This is a genomic window from Mycobacterium ulcerans subsp. shinshuense (genome assembly GCF_002355775.1).
GTDB classification, from domain to species: domain Bacteria; phylum Actinomycetota; class Actinomycetes; order Mycobacteriales; family Mycobacteriaceae; genus Mycobacterium; species Mycobacterium marinum.
This window is the reverse complement of the sequence record NZ_AP017624.1, coordinates 5,624,676-5,641,815: the sequence shown is the minus strand read 5'-3', so window position 1 is coordinate 5,641,815 and position 17,140 is coordinate 5,624,676. Positions and strand designations below refer to the sequence as shown.

At 65.9% G+C, this 17,140-nt stretch carries 14 protein-coding genes and 3 pseudogenes; 8 read left to right on the top strand and 9 right to left on the bottom strand.

Going from position 1 to position 17,140, the window contains the following annotated elements; all coding sequences use genetic code 11:
* The first annotated feature begins 64 nt into the window (after positions 1-64).
* Both SHTP_RS30570 and SHTP_RS25050 read left to right on the top strand, forming a co-directional pair.
* Positions 65-684: pseudogene (locus SHTP_RS30570) on the top strand (hypothetical protein).
* 355 nt (positions 685-1,039) lie between these two features.
* Positions 1,040-1,648 carry a TetR/AcrR family transcriptional regulator gene (locus tag SHTP_RS25050; RefSeq protein WP_096372115.1) on the top strand — a complete coding sequence of 203 codons (609 nt, stop codon included), beginning with the start codon at positions 1,040-1,042 and terminating at the stop codon, positions 1,646-1,648.
* A 50-nt stretch (positions 1,649-1,698) separates the two neighbouring features.
* On the opposite strand, the gene SHTP_RS25045 is transcribed toward SHTP_RS25050, so the two are convergent.
* The gene (locus SHTP_RS25045) at positions 1,699-2,610 is read right to left on the bottom strand and encodes an extracellular catalytic domain type 1 short-chain-length polyhydroxyalkanoate depolymerase (protein WP_096372658.1); all 912 of its coding nucleotides are present in this window, start codon (positions 2,608-2,610) and stop codon (positions 1,699-1,701) included.
* 105 nt (positions 2,611-2,715) lie between these two features.
* On the opposite strand from SHTP_RS25045, the gene SHTP_RS25040 reads away from it, so the two are divergent.
* Complete coding sequence (locus SHTP_RS25040; protein ID WP_011742373.1) at positions 2,716-3,165, top strand: MarR family winged helix-turn-helix transcriptional regulator; 450 nt, start codon at positions 2,716-2,718, stop codon at positions 3,163-3,165.
* Between the two features lie 44 nt (positions 3,166-3,209).
* Here SHTP_RS25040 and SHTP_RS25035 read toward each other — a convergent pair whose 3' ends face one another.
* Entirely contained in the window at positions 3,210-4,016 is an 807-nt protein-coding gene (locus tag SHTP_RS25035) for a PaaX family transcriptional regulator C-terminal domain-containing protein (protein WP_096372114.1), read from the bottom strand.
* 44 nt (positions 4,017-4,060) lie between these two features.
* Between SHTP_RS25035 and SHTP_RS25030 the strand changes: the two genes are divergently transcribed.
* Entirely contained in the window at positions 4,061-5,260 is a 1,200-nt protein-coding gene (locus tag SHTP_RS25030; protein WP_096372113.1) for an aromatic ring-hydroxylating oxygenase subunit alpha, read from the top strand.
* Positions 5,261-5,288: 28 nt separating this feature from the next.
* Here SHTP_RS25030 and SHTP_RS25025 read toward each other — a convergent pair whose 3' ends face one another.
* From SHTP_RS25025 to SHTP_RS25015, 3 genes are read right to left on the bottom strand one after another with little or no spacing between them, the layout of a single operon-like run.
* Positions 5,289-7,658: a heavy metal translocating P-type ATPase gene (locus tag SHTP_RS25025; protein WP_096372112.1), complete on the bottom strand. Its 2,370-nt coding sequence runs from the start codon at positions 7,656-7,658 to the stop codon at positions 5,289-5,291.
* Positions 7,659-7,668: 10 nt separating this feature from the next.
* Positions 7,669-8,520 (bottom strand): DUF8832 domain-containing protein, encoded by an 852-nt coding sequence (locus tag SHTP_RS25020; RefSeq protein ID WP_096372111.1) that lies wholly within the window; start codon positions 8,518-8,520, stop codon positions 7,669-7,671.
* A 17-nt stretch (positions 8,521-8,537) separates the two neighbouring features.
* Positions 8,538-8,768: a heavy-metal-associated domain-containing protein gene (locus SHTP_RS25015; protein WP_096372110.1), complete on the bottom strand. Its 231-nt coding sequence runs from the start codon at positions 8,766-8,768 to the stop codon at positions 8,538-8,540.
* Between the two features lie 200 nt (positions 8,769-8,968).
* Here SHTP_RS25015 and SHTP_RS25010 point away from each other — a divergent pair, with 200 nt between their 5' ends.
* Positions 8,969-9,442, top strand: coding sequence for an SRPBCC family protein (locus tag SHTP_RS25010; protein WP_096372109.1), 474 nt, complete (start codon positions 8,969-8,971; stop codon positions 9,440-9,442).
* Between the two features lie 23 nt (positions 9,443-9,465).
* Here SHTP_RS25010 and SHTP_RS25005 read toward each other — a convergent pair whose 3' ends face one another.
* Genes SHTP_RS25005 through SHTP_RS24995 form a run of 3 tightly spaced genes read right to left on the bottom strand, consistent with a single transcriptional unit; the run spans position 9,466 to position 11,737 of the window.
* On the bottom strand, positions 9,466-10,029 hold the full coding sequence (locus SHTP_RS25005) for a pyridoxamine 5'-phosphate oxidase family protein (protein ID WP_096372108.1): 564 nt from the start codon (positions 10,027-10,029) through the stop codon (positions 9,466-9,468).
* Positions 10,030-10,067: 38 nt separating this feature from the next.
* A complete protein-coding gene (locus tag SHTP_RS25000; protein ID WP_096372107.1) occupies positions 10,068-11,078 on the bottom strand; it encodes an LLM class flavin-dependent oxidoreductase in 1,011 nt (336 codons plus the stop codon).
* Positions 11,075-11,737, bottom strand: a complete 663-nt coding sequence (locus SHTP_RS24995) for a TetR/AcrR family transcriptional regulator (RefSeq protein WP_096372106.1) — start codon at positions 11,735-11,737, stop codon at positions 11,075-11,077. The genes SHTP_RS25000 and SHTP_RS24995 overlap by 4 nt, the downstream gene beginning before the upstream one ends.
* A gap of 149 nt (positions 11,738-11,886) precedes the next feature.
* On the opposite strand from SHTP_RS24995, the gene SHTP_RS24990 reads away from it, so the two are divergent.
* The 3 genes and pseudogenes from SHTP_RS24990 to SHTP_RS24980 all read left to right on the top strand — a co-directional run bounded on the left by SHTP_RS24990 (position 11,887) and on the right by SHTP_RS24980 (position 16,091).
* Positions 11,887-12,516, top strand: a complete 630-nt coding sequence (locus tag SHTP_RS24990; RefSeq protein WP_096372105.1) for a TetR/AcrR family transcriptional regulator — start codon at positions 11,887-11,889, stop codon at positions 12,514-12,516.
* 102 nt (positions 12,517-12,618) lie between these two features.
* Positions 12,619-14,418, top strand: a pseudogene (locus SHTP_RS24985) (flavin-containing monooxygenase).
* Positions 14,415-16,091 (top strand): flavin-containing monooxygenase, encoded by a 1,677-nt coding sequence (locus SHTP_RS24980; RefSeq protein ID WP_096372104.1) that lies wholly within the window; start codon positions 14,415-14,417, stop codon positions 16,089-16,091. Before SHTP_RS24985 ends, SHTP_RS24980 begins: the two are co-directional and overlap by 4 nt.
* Here the strand turns inward: SHTP_RS24980 and SHTP_RS24975 are convergent.
* Positions 15,975-17,133 (bottom strand): annotated as a pseudogene (locus tag SHTP_RS24975) (Zn-dependent alcohol dehydrogenase). The gene SHTP_RS24980 and the pseudogene SHTP_RS24975 sit on opposite strands and share 117 nt — an antisense overlap.
* Positions 17,134-17,140: the final 7 nt, after the last annotated feature.

The window sequence follows — 17,140 nt, the reverse complement described above, 5'->3', positions numbered from 1 at the left end:
CGGTCGCGCGCTGCACCCGGGTGGGTACGCTAGCCCGGATCATCGGCCCACCCTGGGGGAATCAATGGCATTTCGAATCGGCATGAATATCGCGGCCTGGGTGCTGTGCGCCGGCGCGGTCGTGGGTGCGCCCCCGGTGCAGGCCGCACCCGGCGCCGTCTTGCCCCCGATCCCATCCACGGGTGGCGGGCCGATCATCGGTGGCGGTGATGAGGCTGCCCAGAGCCGCATCGCGCGACAACTCATGAGCGTGGGTAATGCCGATGTCCAAGAGGGTGATGGCGCGGACGCGGCCTCGTTCATCATGGACTCGGCGCAGGTGGCCGACACACGCCTGGCTTCCGCATTCGCCCCCCTGCAGCGCGCGTTGGGATGTCAGAAGGTCAACACGTCATTTGAGGCCCGTGCCTACCGGCGCAGCGATGCGGGGGGGGGGGGGCGATGCTCGTCATCGCCGAGAGCGCTACATCGGACATGCAGGCGCTGACCGGTTGCATCCGGTCCGTCTGGCCCGCGGCAACCGCCGGTGGATCCAACGCGATGTGCGCCCACGGATGGACCTATCCGACGTCAGGGCAAGACCACCGCCCTGAGACTTACCACATCCTGCTGGCCGGCACCGCCGCCGACTTCTGTGCCAAGCTCGACGAGGACTACGCAAATTTCGTCACCAACTGGCCGTGAGCACTCACCGCTGGTGGTAAGCCGTCCGAAGCGGCGGGGCGTTTCACGCATCGGGCGGGGAGTCCGCCGGCATCGCCGGGGTAATGCCCGTGGCCAGACCACATCGTCGACGTCTCACCTTGTTTGCTCTGGAATCAATGTCCAATAAATATCGTGGGCGCCAGGACGTCCAAGTATGGCCAGCTCGCGCGTTCGCTTCGTGGCCACCCGCACGCCGTTTAGCTGCAGGTTTGTCGAGGATCTGGACACGTCGCGGGGGTTCGTGGCTGCGGGTTGCCGCAGCATAGGTATGCCTTCGTGTTATTCATCATGTCGCGCTATGCTCACCCAATGCTTTGCTCGGAGGTGATGTTCGGTGGCGCGTAGGCGCGGATGGAATGGAGCGCCGCCGGCCTCGGACGAAGAGGCATCGCGGCGCATTGTCGACACGGCGGTGAGGCTGATCGCCGAGACCGGATCCGATGTCAGTCTCGCCCAGGTCGCAGCGTCTCTGGGGGTCATCAGGCAGACGGTCTACCGCTACTATCCGACCGCAGATGCGCTCATGCGCGCGGCGGCAATCGCATCGGTGGACGGCTTTCTTGATCGGCTCACCGAAGCCGTGCGCGGCATGCGCGATCCCGCGGAGGCGATGGCCGAAGCGGTGATGTTTACGCTGCGTGACGTGGTGCGCACGCCCCATCTCGGCATTCTGATCGCGCAACCGTACGCCCACACACACCCGGAAAATCTCACCTCCGAAGAGGCACAGGTATTCGGGGTGCGGATGCTGGAGCGTTTCGACGTCGACTGGGCGGAGTATGGATTCGCCGACGAGTTGGCCAGGCACGACCTGGTGGAGTTCCTTCTGCGGGTGTTGCTGTCATTCTTTGTCGCGCCCAATGTGCCCAGTCGCTCCGATGATGAGCTGAAAAGCTTTATCAGGCGGTGGGTCGGCGGCGCCATCCTGGCGCAGAAGCGCTGACCCGGGCTGCCAATGTGCCTACGGTGAGAAGCTAAGCGCTGTACGCCTTTTCACAGGTGGGCCTGACTGAAGAACTGCCAGATGGTGGCGGTCGCGTCCAGCGCCGTCGACGGTGGCGAGATGCCAGCGATCGTTTCCAGGACGGGTTTGGGCCTGCTACCGGGCCACTGGTGGCCGGCTCCGGCCACCGAGATCAATGTGACCCTGCGTGCGTCGGTGCAGGAAGCGGTTTGGGTTGTCACGACTCCGGAAGTGGTTGAGGACGGCGGTGCGCACGCATCAATGGCGCGCCAGGTGGCATTGACCGCGGCCGCTGAGGGGCCGTCGACACGCGCAGTGCCGTCGAACGAGCGGGCCGCGCCCGGCCCGCCGTTGTATGGGACGCGATCGTCGGCGGCGCCGTGGATTTGCAGCACCGATGTGGACCGCGCGTGGGCGCAATCGGTCAGCAGCGTGCCGGCCACGGGAGCGATCGCCGCGAACTTGTCGGACTGGCAACCCAACCGAAGCGCCATGATGGCGCCGGCCGACATGCCGGTGGCGTAGACGCGTGCCGGATCGATCGGGGTCCGGCGCTGGATGGTCGCGACCATATCGGTGATGAATCCGACGTCGTCGATGTCGAAGCTCTCCGGCGCGCCACAGCAGGTGCCGCCATTCCAGGCGCGCAGCACACCGTTGGGGTAGGCGACCACGAAACCGCCGCTGTCGGCCTGACTGTTCCAGTGGTAGTCGCGCTGGGCCTGCGCGCCATCACCAAAACCGCCGTGCAACATCACCACAAGGGGCGCCGCGCCGGTTAAGCCACGCGGACGGTACACCCGATAGATCCGGAAAATCCCGCCCGAGTTGAGGATATGAACCGACCGTCCGGCCGGGATCGGGAAATCGGGCGTTGCCGATAGCCGCGTGCCGACTACGCAGGTGTTGGCCAAGAAGATCAAGGCGGCCAGCAGGCACACGTTGACTACCCGAGCGCATCGAACCGCCACGGCCACATGGTGACACCCAGCCGCATACTTGACAAGCAACTTGTCATTAGTGTCGTGAATGGCAGACTCGGTGTCATGCGACGTGTTCTGGATGCGGCGTGGGAGCCCACGGTGCCGGCCCTGATGCAATTGGTCGCGGCCACAGCGGCTCCCCGGTTGAGGTCGGCGTTCGCTGCGGCCGGACTCGATGGGATCCGGCCGGCACAAGCGATCGGCCTCGTTCCACTGGCCGGCGGGGGCCTGCATGCGTCGGACCTGGCCGACCGGCTTGGGGTGAGTAGGCAGGCGGTGGCCCAGGCGGTAGCCGCACTGGAACGCCACGGGTATGTCCTGCGGGCGCCGGACCCGGCTGACGCTCGTGCGCGAATCATCGAGTTGACGCCACGGGGCCGCCAGGCGCTTCGGGTGATGCGCGCCAACGCGCTCGATGCGCAGCGGCGGTGGCAAAAGATCCTGGGACCGCAACGATTGGGCGAGCTTCGGGAGACGCTGCAGCTCCTGCTCGATGCGGAGTCCGGGGCGTAGGGGCCGCCGGTGCTGCGGCGCAAAGGCCGTGCCGGCCACTGGGTTCAACGAAACGCGTGACTCATCCGCCGCTTGAATGCCTCGTCGAGGCGCAGGTAGGTGCTGCGCAATGGGTGCCCGGGCCAGTCGTCGCCGATCAGCTCCGCCGGTAGCAATGGGTCGCGTTGGAGGTGGCGGACCACCGCGATCGACAAAGCGAACTGGTAGCTGGAACGTTGCGCCGAAACGTCGCGGCTACTCCGGTCCAGTTCGGCATCCATCGCCTGGATGAGGGCCAGGGCATCGGCCGCCCACTCGTCGAGGGAGAACAGGCTGCTGGCCTTGTCGGCGCTGATATCGGTAGCGGCGCCATGAAAATGGATGCACTGGCGGTCCAGCACCGACCGGGAGATCGGAAGACGTTGCGGGTCAAGGTTATCCGGACGTATCCAGACGCCTTCGCGCAGCTCCGCGAGGTGCAGAGCCATGGCTGCCTTTCTGAGCTCGAGGCGATCGGCCGCGGAGCGGCGATCCAGCGAGACGACCGCCAGTTCCCAGGTTCGGCCCCAGGAGCCAACGGCTGTGTCAGCGATCCGAGACGCCTCGTCGACACGCTGCCGCCGCTCCAGCAGGTGCCCGGCGAGCGCATAGCTGCCTTCGCCGCTGGTCAGTTCGCCGCTGCTGACCATCCGCCACAGGCAGGTGCGGGCGGCGCCGTCGCTGATGCCGAACAGGGAGGCCACCGCCACCAACTCGGCCACCGTGAGGCGGGCCTGGTCGGCGCCCAGCAATGCCGATGCGAGCACCGAACGTGCGCTGAGCGGCCGGTTGCCGATCAGCCGGCGTACTCGGGCCGCGGACGTCGTGGACACCTAACCTCCATATCACCGAATTGCTGACGCGTGATTTCCACAGTGTGATACTGGCATACGTGAGCTCGCCGACGAAGCCGTTGGTTGCCGAGGATGCAGAGATCGTCCGGCGCGTCCTTGCCCATATCGATGCCGGGACCACCGACGAGGGCGAGGCTTGGCGCGAGCCGGTCGAAAACTACGTCAGTCCAGAGCGCTTCGCCGCCGAGTTACGGTTGCTGCGCGGCATGCCGAGTGTGTTCGTGCCGTCGGCCGCGATCCCGAACAACGGCGATCACGTGGAACGGACCGCCTTCGGGGTGCCCCTGTTCGCGGTGCGCGGGGCCGACGGGCGAGCGCGGGTGTTCCGCAATGCCTGCCGGCATCGCGGCTTTGCTCTGGTGGAGAACGCCGGCTGTTCTCATGCGCTGGTATGCCGCTACCACGGTTGGATATACCGTCTGGACGGGTCGTTGTCGCACGTCCCGCACGCGGAGGCCTTCCCCGACCTGGACATGTCCGCGCGTGGCTTGGTCGAGGTGGAAAGCCACGAGGTGGACGGGCTCATCGTGATTGGTCCACTCGACCCCGTGGACGCTGGCCTGATCGAGGACGAGGGAGCGATCGGCTGGCTGACCGTCGGTAGTCCCTGGCGGGCGAAGCTCGTCCCGGCCGAGCGCCTGATTGTCGTTGAATCAACGCTGCGGGAGATCAATTGGAAGGTGCTCGTAGAGCAGTTCCTAGAGGGCTACCATATCCGGTCGACCCACAAAGACACGTTCTTTCCCGTCCAGTACGACGATCTCAATGTGGTGGAGGCATTCGGGCCCAACACTCGTATCACCCTCCCGTACCGCAATATTGAACGGCTCCGAGACCGTCCGGAGCACACCTGGACCACGGGTGCCAGGGTGACGTATTTGTATCAGCTGTTCCCCAACGTCATGTTGGCGACGTTCCCGGATGTGATCGCCATGGTCGTGATCGATCCGGTGAGCGTCGATCGCACCGCCGTGACCATCTATTCGATGGTCACCCCCGATGTCGCCGAGCGTGATTCGCTCGACGCGTCGAGCAACTTGGCCGGCGCGGGCAGCTTCATCGGACAGGGCCTCTCCGAGGACAACGAGATGTCCGAGGGCGTTCAACGTGGCCTCGCCGCCGGAGCAAACGCTTTCGTCGAGTTCGGTCGGCACGAGAGTGCGGTTGGACGTTTCCATGCCGCCCTCGGTAGGCGGTTGGCTCGGTTGACCTCCGCCGGGTGACGTTTCGAGGCGGCCGTGCCGAAGGCGGCTATCGTGGGCAACCGGAGGGTTCGCCGGGCAGCGTTGAGAGTTCGGCAGGCGATTCCGGTGTGGCGTCCCATCGCGTCGGACTGCCCGTGGCTGGCGGTGCGTCCGTGATGACGCTGGTGAAGGAGCGCAACCGCAGGCTGTTGCTCACCACGAACACGCTGGAGAACGCCATCGCGGCACCGGCGAGCATCGGATTGAGCAGACCGAAAGCGGCCAACGGGAGCGCGGCGACGTTGTAGCCGAAGGCCCAGAACAGGTTGGTCTTGATGGTGTTCAGGGTCCGCCGGGAGAGCCGGATCGCGTCTGCTGCGGCACGCAGGTCACCGCGCACCAGGGTGAGATCGGCGGCCTCGATCGCCACATCGGCGCCGGTGCCCATCGCCAGTCCCAGATCCGCGGTGGCCAACGCGGCTGCGTCGTTGACGCCGTCGCCCACCATCGCGACGATCTTGCCTTCGGACTGCAGGCGCCTGACCGCGGCAACTTTGCCCGCTGGCAGTACATCGGCGATGACCTCGTCGATACCGACCTCGTCGGCGATGTGGCGCGCCACCGTGGGGTTGTCACCGGTTAGCAGCACCGGGGTTAGCCCCAGCCGTTTGAACTCCCGAATGGCCGCGGCGCTGGTGGGTTTGACGGTGTCGGCGATCACCAGGATGGCGCGCGCCCGACCGTCCCAACCCACCGCGACCGCCGTCTTGCCCTGGCTCTCGGCCCGATCCTTGGCCGCTGCCAGGTCCGGGTCGAGGTGCTGTGCCCAGTCCGCTAGCAGGCTGGCGCGTCCAACGATGACGGCGTGCCCGTCGATAATGCCCCGAACCCCTTGACCTTCGGTGTTGGCGAAATCCGCCGGCTCGGGCAGCGTGCCCAGTTCTGCCCTGGCGCTCTTGACGATTGCCGCCGCGATGGGGTGTTCGGAGGCGGCCTCGAGCCCGCCCGCGTAACGCAGCGCCGTTGCGCGGTCGGTGCAGGGCACGGTGATCACCTCGAGCAGGGTCATCTTGCCGGTCGTCACGGTTCCGGTCTTGTCCAGCACGATCGTGTCGACTCTGCGGGTGGACTCGAGCATTTCGGGCCCCTTGATGAGGACCCCCAGCGCGGCCGCGCGCCCGGTGCCGACGAGCAGTGCGGTCGGAGTCGCCAGTCCCAGCGCGCACGGGCAGGCGATGATGAGCACGGCCACCGCGGCGGTCAGCGCCGCGCTGACCGGATAGCCCGCGCCGAGCCACACACCCAGTGTGGTCACGGCGATGGCGATGACGATCGGCACGAATACCCCGGAGACGCGGTCGGCGAGCCGTTGCACGTCGGCTTTGCCCGATTGGGCGGCCTCGACGAGCTTGGCCATCTGCGCCAGCTGGGTGTGCTCACCGACCTGGGTGGCGCGCACCACGAGGCGCCCGCCGGCGTTTGTGGTGGCGCCGGTGACGGTGTCCCCCGGGCCGACCTCAACCGGGACGGACTCCCCGGTGAGCATCGACGCGTCCACCGCCGAAGAGCCGGCGACGACGGTGCCGTCGGTGGCGATCTTTTCGCCCGGGCGCACCACGAACTCGTCGTCGACGGTGAGTTCTTGCACGGGGACCCGGATCTCGGCGCCGTTGCGCAATACCGCTACGTCTTTGGCGCCGAGCTCGAGTAGCGCCTGCAAGGCGGCGCCCGCGCGCCGCTTGGAGCGCTTCTCGAAATACCGGCCCGCCAACACGAACGCGATCACCCCCGCGGCCACCTCGAGATAGATGTTGGATGCGCCGTCACCGGGTGTGATGGTCAGCTCGAAGGGGTGGCGCATCCCGGGTTCTCCGGCCGTACCCAGGAACAGGGCGTACAACGACCACAGGAACGCCGCGAGGGTCCCAACCGAGATCAAGGTGTCCATGGTGGCGGTGCCGTGCTTGAGATTGACCCACGCGGGTTGGTGGAAAGGTCGGCCCGCCCACACGATGACCGGCGCGGCCAGCGCCAGCGAGGCCCACTGCCAGTACCGGAACTGCAGGGCGGGCAGCATCGCCATCAGGATCACCGGGCCGGCCAGCACAACCGCGCCGACCAATCGACCGCGCAGCGACGCCAGCTCGGGGTCGACGCCGTGCGTGTCCGTTGTTGCCGCCGCCGCGGGCTGTTGCCGGTGCTGCGGCAAAGCCGCTGCGTAGCCTGCCTTCTCGACCTCGGTGATCAGGATCTGCGGGTCATACCCGGCCGGGGCAGTGACGGTGGCCCGCTCGGTCGCGTAGTTGACGGTCGCGCTGACACCGTCGAGCTTGTTCAACTTCTTCTCGATGCGCATCGCGCATGACGCGCAGGTCATCCCGGCGATGTCCAGCTCGACGTTGCTCAGTGTGGCCGGCAAACCGGTCGTCTTGGGCATGGTGTGCTCCTTACTGATGTGTTGCTGGATGGCTGGATTGCTCTGCGGCGCAGCGCACGAACTGGGCGGTGTGCACTCGCCCGTTCACCTGGAAGTCGAGGTAGAGCAGGTAGCGGCCCGGGGTGGGCGGTTCGGTGGTGAAGGCAATCTGGGCCGGGCTAGCCGATCCGGCCGACGCCGCGCCATTCTCGGGATGTGCATGCAGATACGCCAGGTCTCCCTCGCGCAGCACCACCAGATGTCCGTATGCACCGACGTAGGGCTGCAGGGTCGTGACCGGCTGGCCGTCCCGGGTGACGGTTGCGATCAGCCTTGACGGTGACTGGGCCGTGAACGGGCCGTCGATGGTCACGGTGAACCCGTCGGTCCGGCTGACGTTTGTCGCCGACGGTGGTGGGTCCGGGGTGAACATGCCCCCGACATTGAGCGCATATGTCAGGACCGTGGGGTTGCCGCCTTCCGGGACGAAGTCGGCGAACACCCGATAGGTACCGGCGGCGTTCCATGCCCATGGGATTGACCAGCGGCCCTCGGTGCTCATCGTGGGATGGACATGGCGAAACTCGGTGCCGTCGCTGCGGACCACGATGAGATGAAGTTTCTTGGCGTTCTCGATCGCATACCTCGTCACCGGCACGCCTCCGAGCGACTGGACCCGAAATGACAAGGTGCCCTGCACTCCGACCGCGGGTGGGGCCGCGACGTCGTCGAGCATCAGATCGCCCGCACTGAGAGACACCCCGCGCACCGGTTGCGTCCCAGCCTGGTGACCGGCGTGCCCGGACCGAGCCCAGGACGTCGAGATCGGGTGCGCAATCACCGCACCCCCGACTAGGAATGCCGCGCCGAACAACGCGGCCATGCCCGTCGCGTACAGGGCTAGTCTGGCGCGCGCGCTCGTGCGACCAGGACCGCCTGGTAGCCGGCCTCGTCGATCGCACCCAACACCGTCGTCGGATCAATCGGAGCCGACCCTGCAACCAGCAGCCTGCCCGTTCGCGCGCTGACGGCGACCGTGGCGACGCCCGGGATCTGGGCCACCTCGCTTCGGATGGCGGATTCGCAATGCCCGCATCGCATCCCGGCGACCTGGTACTCGCTGGTGTTCATCACTCTCCATTTATACCCCCTAGGGGTATATAACCACTCTGTCTGTATACACCCCCAGGGGGTATATCTGTCAAGGGCTTCGGGCGTGATGTTTTTCCAGCGGGTGTCCCGGGTGTGGAGCGGCTACCGGCCGGTGGCAAGGCAAATGGGCTAGCGGGTTACGTAGGCTGGGGCGAGTTCACGTGACGCGAGGAGAACTGATGACTGTCGTGGTTGTCGATGCGGGCCCTCGTCGGGTCAGTCGTTCCGTCGAAGTGGCCGCTCTCGCGGCCGAGCTGTTCGCAATCGTTGCTGATCCGCGGCGTCACAGCGAACTGGACGGCTCCGGCACGGTTCGCGACAACATCAAGGCGCCGGTGACCCTGGTGGCCGGCACGAAGTTCTCGACAAACATGCGGATGTTCGGCGTGCCGTACCGCATTACCAGCACGGTGACCGCTCTCAAACCCAACGAATTGGTCGAATGGCGGCATCCGGCCGGGCACCGCTGGAGATGGGAGTTCGAGTCTCTCTCGCCCACGCTCACCCGCGTCACCGAGACCTTTGATTACCACGCGGCGGGTGAGCTCAAGAACAAGCTCAAGTACTACGAGCGGATTGGCGCGTGCAAGGCCAACGCGGCCGGCATCGAAGCAACGCTGGCCAAGCTGCGTGATCGCTACGCCGCGCGATAGGTCAATGACGGCCCCGCCGTCACTCACCGTGATGACGCGGGGTCCGCGGCGCCCCAGGGCACGACTCCCGACACCCAGTGCGTCAGTTGCTCCACCTGGTCGTTTCGGTGCAGGTGTCGTGGCGGCGTCGCGAAGGTGGAGTACGGCCGGCAGCGGATCACGACGCGGTTCTCGCGTTCGCACATCGCCTCGACGCTCGGGCGCGCCTGGGCGTCGAGCGGTTGCCCCGACATCCGGCCGGCAACGGCCATCATGACGTCGACCGCCAGCTCACGGTCCGGATCTAGCATCGCGTCGGCGTAGACCTGCAAATAGGTGAACGGCCAACGCTCGTCGAGGACGCACAAGCTGACCTTGCCGTCGCGCTCGACGACTCTGGCTTTGCCGCGCCCGGCCATGGTGGCCACCAACAGTTCGTCGTCATCGGTGGGGATGTAGTAGACGATCGACATCCCCGGGCCGTCGTTGCGCCGACGGTATCCAAACACACACGTGCGGTGGGTGCGGACGAACTCGCGGCGCTCGGACGGCAGCATGTCGCGGTCGGTAGGTGCCGTGTAGGGCTGCGCTGACAGGGGCAGGAGCATGATGAACCATCCTTGTTCTCGGGTAGGCGGGCCAGGGGTCAGGGCTTCGTGGTGGCGGAGTCGGGAATGTCGGCTACGCGGGGTAGCACCTCTTCTGCCAGCAGCCTCAGGCTGCTCCAGCCGACCTCGACAGGCAGCCCTCCGATGAGCGGGTTCATCACGACTTCCTTTCTGCCTCGTTGCAGCTGGCCGACCAGTTGGTCGGGAGTGAGGATCTGCACGTTGTCGAGGCCGCGCAGCTCGGCGATCGAAGCCGCCGGTGCTTCGTTGGGGCGGGGGACATCGGCGCGCTTCCAACCGCTGTACTCGGTGGCCTCGTTCATGATGAAACCGCCGAACCGGGACCAGGCTTCGTCGGGGTCGGCGTGCAATAGCGTTACGGTGCTGCCGTTTTCGGGGTGGTAGACGAATCCCCGCTTGTTACGGCGGGCCAGCTCCTGGTGGTATACGGCCTCGAGTTCGGGCATCGCCATCGGTGGGGAGAACGGCAAGCCGAAGCGCGCGGCCCGGCGGGCCGCCGCAACGCTCATCCCGCCGACGAAAAGGATCGGGTGTGGATGGGTCCGCGGTTTGGGGGTGACATTGATCAGCCGGCCATCGTATTCGAACGGATCATCGCCCCACGCCCGCAACAGCACCGAAAGGCAATGGTCCATCAGGGCACCCCGGCGCGACCAGTCCTTGCCGGCGGCGTGGTACTCCTGGGGCCGGTAGCCCATGCCGGCCACGAAGCTGAAGCGGCCCTGGGACAGGTTGTCGAGCACGGCGATGTCTTCGGCGGGCCGAACCGGATCGTAGAGCGGGACGATCAGAGCATTGATGCTGATGCGCACGTTTCGGGTGCGTCCGGCCACCGGGGCGGCCAGAATCAGCGGCGACGGCAGCCAGCCGGTCGCGGCCAAGTGATGTTCTTCGGCGCTGACCGCGGTGAACCCGTGGTGGTCGGCATATTCGGCCATGTCGAGCGCGGCGCGATAGCGCTGGGCGTGGTCTGCCGCCGGATCGGCGATGTTGGTCATGTTCAGCCGCAACGCGGTCAGCAAACTCATGTTCGGTGCGTGGCCGTTGGTTTGGCTCCCGCGAACAGTGATCCTCGGAGCAGTTGCTTGGCCGAGTCGAGTGTGACGTCGTAGGACTGCGGACCCAGATTCGCCGCTTGCTCGGTGAGGCCGCGCGTCAGTGCGCAGATGGCGTCCACCGCGGCGCCGGGGGCGATGCCGGCGGACAGCACGCCCCGCCCCCGGGCGTCGTCGACGATTTCGGTGATGACGTCGCGAAGGGCCTTGGAGCCCGGGTAGGTTCGGCGGCCGCCACCGGTCTGGTCGGCATTCTCGGCGCGCACCGCTCGTAGGAACCCGGCCAGGTAGGGATAGTCGCGCATCAACCGTTTCGACTCATCCAACACCGCGTCGAGCCGGTCGACGATGTCATCGGAAGAGGCCGCGGCGGCATGGAGCCGGGGCAAGACGATCTCTTCGATCTCCGTGGCGGTGGCATTGAGTAGCTCCGACTTGTTCGGAAAGTAGTGGTACAAGCTGCCGCTGGTCATGTCGGCCGCGTTGGCGATCTCGCGGATCGACGCCTGGGCGGGGCCGGCCTCGGCCACACAACGCATTGCCGCGGTGATGATCCGTTGACGGGTTTGTTCGCCGCGCGCGCCCACCGGCCGGCCGAGCTGGGATCTCGTCGAGAAGGTGGGGACGGTCATGTCAGGCGGCACTCGCAATCGGGCTGTCGATCACTCACCGCGGCCCCGCGGACGCCGGAAGTCATGATCATTCGAATATATTCGACTATGCCCGCAATGCGCCCACGGCCGATGAATATGCAAGACCCGTTGGTGAGGATCCGACCGCAATGACCCGCACGCAGCTGGGCCGCCCGGTGGGCGCCAGTGGCGAGGAAACCCGTCAGCGGATCATCGTCGCGACGATGCAGTGTGTCAGCAAAGTGGGATATGCGCGAGCCACCATCCGCGAGATCGCTCGCACCGCGAATGTGACCAGTGCCAGCTTGTACAACTACTTTCCGAACAAGTCCGAGCTGATCAAGGAGACGATCGCGGCCAGGGCCGATGCGGCGATGCCGCGACTGCGGCGGGCCGCCGAAGGCGGCGGCAACATCGTTGATCGCATCGAAGCGGTGCTCGACGAGTGCGGCGAGTTGATCCGGGAATACCCGCAACTGGCCGCCTTCGAGTTCGCCATCCGGGCCGAAGACGGCATCGCTGTGGACGCCCAGGAGGGGAGCGGCCAACTCGGCGAAGTCGGGTTCACCGCGTTTCGAGAAATAATCAGGGGCCTGGTCGAGGATGCCCGGCGCCGGGGTGAGCTTGCCGAGCAGGCCGATACGGCCGGTGCGATAGAGGCGATCTATGCGCTCATCTACGGTCTGACCGAACTGGCGGCCACCCTGTCACTGGACCAATTCCACGCCGCGCTGAGCGCGGCCAAGGGTTTGATCAGGGGCACGCTGTTTCGCTGCTGATGGCCGAACTGGCGATTTGTGGGGCCTCGAATACGTGGTGATCGCATGATATGATCAAGCGATCACTTATAGGGTCATCTCGCGTAGAGCGGAGTTGAGACCTTGACTGAAACCGTCGGGTGCGCGTTCGACGTTGATGTGTTGCGCCAGAAGTACGCCGAAGAGCGGACGAAGCGGCTGCGTCCCGACGGGATCGCGCAGTACGTGGAGATCGCGGGTTAGTTCTCCCGATTTGGCGAGGATCCCTGGGCGGATGAAGAATTCGCGCGCGAACCCCTGACCGACGAGGTGGACGTGGCGATCATCGGGGCCGGCTTCGGCGGTCTGCTGACCGGTGCACGGCTGCGCCAACTCGGTGTGCAAAGTGTGCGGCTGATCGACCGCGCGGCCGACGTTGGGGGTACCTGGTACTGGAATCGGTATCCGGGGATCGCGTGCGATGTCGAGTCGTATGTGTACATGCCGCTGCTCGAGGAGCTTGGCTACATTCCGACCGAAAAGTACGCCAAGGGCGCCGAGATCTTTGCGCACTGTCAGTGCATCGCTGCGAAGTACGACCTGTACCGAGATGCCTGCCTACAGACCGACGTCCACGAAATCCGCTGGGATGCGGACATATCCCGCTGGATCATTCGGACCAATCACGGGGACCGGATCCGGGCCAGATTCGTATCGGTGGCCAACGGATATCAGGCCAAGCCCAAGCTGCCCGGGATCGCCGGGATCGCCAGCTTTGGCGGCAAGACGCTCCACACCAGCCGGTGGGACTACGGCTACACCGGCCAGGGCTTGCAGAATCTGGCCGACAAGCGGGTCGGCATCATCGGCACGGGCGCGACGGCAGTGCAGTGCGTGCCCCACGTGGCGGCGGCGGCCCAGCAGCTCTACGTGTTTCAGCGCACGCCTTCGTCGGTGGATGTGCGCGCCAATGAACCCACGGATACCGAGTGGGCTGCCACATTACAGCCGGGCTGGCAGCGCAGACGCATCACGAACTTTCAAGTTCTGACCGCCGGAGGGCAGGCATCCGAAGATCTGGTCGCTGATGCCTGGACGAGCATTACCCGCAAGCTTCCCGTGATGCGTCACGACAGCGCCGGCACGACGGACCCGGAGAAACGCTCGCGGGAAATCGAGTTCGCCGACTTCGCCAAGATGGAGGAGATCAGGGCGCGGGTCGATCAGCTGGTGACCGATCGTGTCACCGCGCAAGCACTCAAGCCGTGGTACGGATACTTCTGCAAACGGCCGTGCTTCCATGACGAATACCTGCAGACCTTCAACCGCGACAACGTCACGCTGGTCGATACCGAGGGGCGCGGCGTAGAGCGCATCATCGAGTCCGGCGTGGTGGTCGACTCGGTGGCCTACGAGCTGGATTGCCTGATCTTTGCGACGGGGTTCGAAGTTGGCACCGACTACTGCCGTCGCACCGGCTTCGAACTGATCGGCCGGGACGGCATCACCCTGACCGACCGGTGGCGCGACGGTGTGCGCACCTTTCAGGGACTGTGTGCCAACGGTTTCCCGAACTGCTTCATCGAAAGCATCGCCCAGGCCAGTCTCACGGTGAACTTTCCATATCTGCTCGATGTGCAGGCCAGTCATGTCGCATGGATCCTCGCCTGGGCGCTCGAGCACGGGGTGAGCGAGGTTGAGGCCTCGCCGGAGGCCGAGGCCGCTTGGGTCGAGGCGGTGGTGACCCGTTCGGCGGCGACCGCCGAGCGGGCCAAGACCTGCACCCGCGGCTATTACAACCGCGAGGGGAAGGCGGATGCCAAGACTCGCCAGGGCAGCTTCTTCTTCGGCGCTCCCACCGAATACGCCGACATCCTCGAGACATGGCGGGCCAAAGGGGACCTGGAAGGTCTGGCGATTCGTGGTGCGCAGGTGCCACGATGACCCGGCCGGCGGCCCGGCTACGGTACTTCGCGGGCCGGCTCCGGGCGGCGACCCGGCGTGGGCGCCCACCACGGGTCGTCATCATCGGGGCCGGTTTTGGCGGCATCGCCGCCGCCGTTGCGCTGCGCGGCGCGGGCATTGAAGATTTGGTGATTATCGAGGGCGCCGACGGCGTTGGGGGGACCTGGCGTCGCAACACCTATCCGGGAGCCGCCTGCGATATTCAGAGTCATCTGTACTCATTTTCGTTTGCGCCCAACAAATTCTGGAGCCGCACCTATGCTCGGCAACCCGAGATCCTGGCTTACCTGGAATCGGTCGTAGACGATTTCGATCTACGCCGCCACCTGATGCTGAGCGCCATGATCCGCTCGATCCGCTGGGACGAGGACACGTGGGGGTGGGTCTGCCAGGTGGACCGGGCCGGGGGGACCGCTATCTTGAACGCCGACGTGGTGGTGTGTGCGACCGGCTTGTTCGGGCCGCGCAAGCTGCCCGACATCGCCGGGCTGACCGATTTCGGTGGCACGTTGATGCACACCGCCGGCTGGGATCACCGTGTCGATTTGACGGGAAAACGGGTGGCGGTGATCGGCACCGGGGCCAGCGGGGTGCAGGTCGTCCCCGAACTGGCGAAGCTCGCTGGGCGCCTCACGGTATTTCAGCGCACCCCACCTTGGATGGTTCCCAAGGACGATCGCCGCTACACCGCAACCGAATTGAGGCAGTTTCGGCGCAACCCGCTGGCAATTCGGCGGACCCGCTGGCAGATCTGGAAGTTCCAGCATGACAACACCGCTACCTTCGCCGATGATCCGGTGGTGACATCGCGCACCCAGATCGCTACCTCCTTCCTGGAGCGCGTCGTCGCCGATGAGCGGCTGCGCCGTGCGCTGACGCCCGGCTATCCGTTCCGTTGTAAGCGAGTGCTGCTGGGTGATGACTTCTACCGGGCGCTACAGCACGACCACGTCGAACTCGTTACTGATCCCATCGAGCGAGTCACCGAGACCTCGGTCGTCACGACTGCCGGGCAAGTCGTAGCCGTCGATGCGGTGGTGCTGGCCACGGGATTTGAGACGTCGCTCTACCTGTCGGGCATCGAGGTGATCGGCACCGGAGGGCAGTCCCTACACGAGCGGTGGGGTGATGACCCCGCCGCCTACCTGGGTGCGGCAGTCGGCGGCTTTCCGAACTTCTTCATGCTCTACGGTCCGAACACCAACCAGGGCGGAAACTCGATCGTCTACATACTCGAGGCCGGCGCACGCCTGGTGGCCAGCGCGGCCAGTCGGCTGGCGCGCCGCGGTGGATACCTCGATGTCCGTCCGGAGGCGGAAAGGCGCTACAACGACGAGATCTCCGCGGATTTGGAACGCACGATCTGGACTCAGTGCCAGAGCTACTTCCGCTCACCTTCGGGGCGCATCGTCACCCAGTGGCCGTACACCGAGCTGGAATACGCGCGCCGAACCTGGCGGATCAGGCCACGGGACTGGTTGCACCACAAGGGGGTGTCGCCGGCGGCGCAACGGGGCGGGCCGGGGAGCGCGGCGTCAGCTCAGACTGAAATCGATGACCCCGCGGATCAACTCGCCGGCAACCAGATCGGCGTAGGCGTCGTTGATGCTGTCGAGCGAGTAGCGCTTGGTGATCATCTCGTCCAAGAGTAACTGCCCCGACTGGTACATCGTGGCCAGCAGCGGAATGTCACTCTTTGGGTTGCATGAGCCAAAGACCGTGCCACACAGCGTCTTATTCATCAGCACGAAGTCTTGAAGACCGACGGCGATGGAGTGCATCGCGGGGTCCGGCAGACCGGTGAGCACGCAGGTTCCGCCCTTGCGGGTCAGCGACAGTGCCGCCGCGGCGTCGGCCGGGCCGATCGTGGCGGGGGATACCCACGACCACATCCGCCATCACGCCGCGAGTTAGCTCGCGCACCGTCTCAACGGCCTCGTCCGTGGTCGCCGCGGTATGAGTGGCCCCAAAGGTCAGCGCGGATTTGCGCTTGAACTCAACGGGATCGACCGCGATGATGCGGGTCGCTCCCTGGATACGGGCGCCTTGGATGGCCGCTGTTCCGATGCCGCCCGCGCCGATCACCACGGCGATGTCGCCGCCGCGGACCTGAGCGCGTCGTGCCGCCGAGCCATATCCGGTCGGTATCGCACAGGCCAGCAGGGCTGCCGGCACCAGCGGGAACGTCTGATCAATCTTGACCAGCGAATCGGCCGAGACCACCGTATGTTCGGCGAACGCGCCGATCTTGGACACGTGGCCGAGGTCGCGTCCATCGAGGCTGTGATGACGGAACGTACCGTCGGTGGGCATTCCGGGTGCCAAGGTGCCGTCTCCGGTATCGCATAGGTATTCCATTCCCGTTGCGCACCAGCGGCACTGGCCGCACACCGCGATGAAAGACGTCACCACATGGTCGCCGGGTGCGAACCGGGTCACCCCCTCGCCGACCTCGAGCACGACGCCGGATCCTTCATGGCCGCCGATGGTCGGGGACATGGTCGGCAGCCCCAAAGAGCGCAGTGTCTCCGGTGGTGGCGCGAGGTTGCCGCGTCGGATGTGTTCATCGGAGTGGCACAGTCCGGTCGTGCTCAGTTGCAGCAGCACCTCGCCGGCGCGCGGCGGGTCGAGCTCGAATTCTTCGACGGTCCAGGGGTGACCGTACCCATAAAGGATGGCCGCGCGGCTTCTCATTGAAGGT

Bases quoted from the DNA above. Each gene is read 5' to 3' on its own strand.
- SHTP_RS25010 (WP_096372109.1), top strand. From the start codon at position 8,969: ATGACTGTCGTGGTTGTCGATGCGGGCCCTCGTCGGGTCAGTCGTTCC.
- SHTP_RS25015 (WP_096372110.1), bottom strand. From the start codon at position 8,768: ATGAACACCAGCGAGTACCAGGTCGCCGGGATGCGATGCGGGCATTGC.
- SHTP_RS25040 (WP_011742373.1), top strand. From the start codon at position 2,716: ATGCGACGTGTTCTGGATGCGGCGTGGGAGCCCACGGTGCCGGCCCTG.
- SHTP_RS25000 (WP_096372107.1), bottom strand. From the start codon at position 11,078: ATGAGTTTGCTGACCGCGTTGCGGCTGAACATGACCAACATCGCCGAT.
- SHTP_RS24990 (WP_096372105.1), top strand. From the start codon at position 11,887: ATGACCCGCACGCAGCTGGGCCGCCCGGTGGGCGCCAGTGGCGAGGAA.
- SHTP_RS24995 (WP_096372106.1), bottom strand. From the start codon at position 11,737: ATGACCGTCCCCACCTTCTCGACGAGATCCCAGCTCGGCCGGCCGGTG.
- SHTP_RS25005 (WP_096372108.1), bottom strand. From the start codon at position 10,029: ATGCTCCTGCCCCTGTCAGCGCAGCCCTACACGGCACCTACCGACCGC.
- SHTP_RS24980 (WP_096372104.1), top strand. From the start codon at position 14,415: ATGACCCGGCCGGCGGCCCGGCTACGGTACTTCGCGGGCCGGCTCCGG.
- SHTP_RS25025 (WP_096372112.1), bottom strand. From the start codon at position 7,658: ATGCCCAAGACGACCGGTTTGCCGGCCACACTGAGCAACGTCGAGCTG.
- SHTP_RS25020 (WP_096372111.1), bottom strand. From the start codon at position 8,520: ATGGCCGCGTTGTTCGGCGCGGCATTCCTAGTCGGGGGTGCGGTGATT.